At 68.4% G+C, this 1,575-nt stretch carries 1 protein-coding gene; it reads left to right on the plus strand.

Annotation, left to right across the window (positions count from 1 at the left end):
• Positions 1-485: 485 nt before the first annotated feature.
• Positions 486-1,487: a sigma-70 family RNA polymerase sigma factor gene (locus ACWFR1_RS40295; protein WP_453561077.1), complete on the plus strand. Its 1,002-nt coding sequence runs from the start codon at positions 486-488 to the stop codon at positions 1,485-1,487.
• Positions 1,488-1,575: the final 88 nt, after the last annotated feature.

The raw sequence follows: 1,575 nt of genomic DNA on the forward strand, positions 1-1,575 counted from the left end.
GCTGCACACCTACAATCACCACCGCGGACACACCGCGCTCGCAGGCAAACCACCCGCCAGCCGCGTCCCCAACCTCACAGGGCAATACACCTAGGCCTCGGGGCCGAGGGCCGGACCAAGGGCCGGGGGCCAGGGGCTGGCGGGGCCGAGGGTGGGGGCCGAGGGTCGATGCGCGCAACCCGATCGCCCGGGACGACGTCTGAGGGGATGAGACGGCGAGACAGCGCGCCGCATGTGATCGCGGTCTCACCGACAGTGTGGTCGGAGCCTCCGTGAACGGCGTCGCATCACCCTCCGTGCCCGGTCTGACCTGCGCCTCCGTGGGTTTCCGCGGCATACCCGAAGGGGCGGCGGCCGCGCAGGATACTGCATGATCGCGAAAATCCATGTGTCGGGTGGGAATTCTGTCCTGATTCCAGTCGTTGTTTCCGTCGGATGCAGGGCACCCGAAAAGGTGTCGCGACCTACTCAGCAAGGGAGCACGCATGGCAACCCGTGCCGTCGCCCGTCGTCAGACCTCCGCCAAGAGCGGGGCGAGCCGGGCCAGCAGCGTTCGCGCCGTGGGCGGGGACATCGCCGACCGCGACCTGGTCGGCATGTACCTCGACGAGATCGCGCGTACACCCCTGCTCGACGCCGCCAAGGAGGTAGAGCTCTCCCAGACGATCGAGGCGGGCGTCTACGCCCAGCAGATCCTCGACGGAGCCATAGAGAGCGAGGCCGGTGGCGCGGCCCGTGAGGAGCTCGAAGCGCTGGTCGCCGAGGGCGAGCGGGCCAAGGACCTCTTCATCAAGTCCAACCTCCGGCTCGTGGTCGCCGTCGCGCGGCGCTATCCCCGCAGCGGACTCCCCCTGCTCGACCTGATCCAGGAGGGGAACGCGGGCCTGGTGCGCGCGGTCGAGAAGTTCGACTACGCGAAGGGCTTCAAGTTCTCCACGTACGCGACGTGGTGGATCCGCCAGGCCATCACCCGGTCGATCGCCGACCAGTCCCGGACGATCCGGCTCCCCGTCCACCTGGTGGAGGAGCTGGGCCGCATCCGGCGCGTGCAGCGCGAGTTCAACCGTGAGCACGGCCGGGATCCGGAGCCGGCCGAGATCGCGGCGGAGCTGGACACCAAGCCGGAGCGGGTCGTCGACGTCCTGGACTGGGCGCGCGACCCGGTCTCGCTGAACATGGGGGTGGACGACGAGGGCGAGACCCAGTTCGGCGACCTCCTGGAGGACACCTCGGCGATCTCGCCCGAGCAGTCGGTGCTCACGCTGCTGCGCAGCGAGGAGCTCGACGACCTGATCGCCAAGCTCGACCACCGCACGGCGTCGATCATCCGTATGCGGTACGGGATCGAGGACGGGCGCGAGAGGACGCTGACGGAGGTCGGCAAGCAGCACGGTCTGACGCGCGAGCGGATCCGCCAGATCGAGAAGCACGCCCTGCTGGAGCTGAAGAAGATGGCTCACGACACGGGCTTCGACGCGGTGGCCTAGACGAGTCATTCCGAATGATCAGTGGTCGTAGGCGATCAGTGATCGTGTGACCGGCTGGCGGGTCTTGTGGTTGTGCCAGATCGCGGCG

This window comes from Streptomyces sp. NPDC055103 (genome assembly GCF_053607625.1).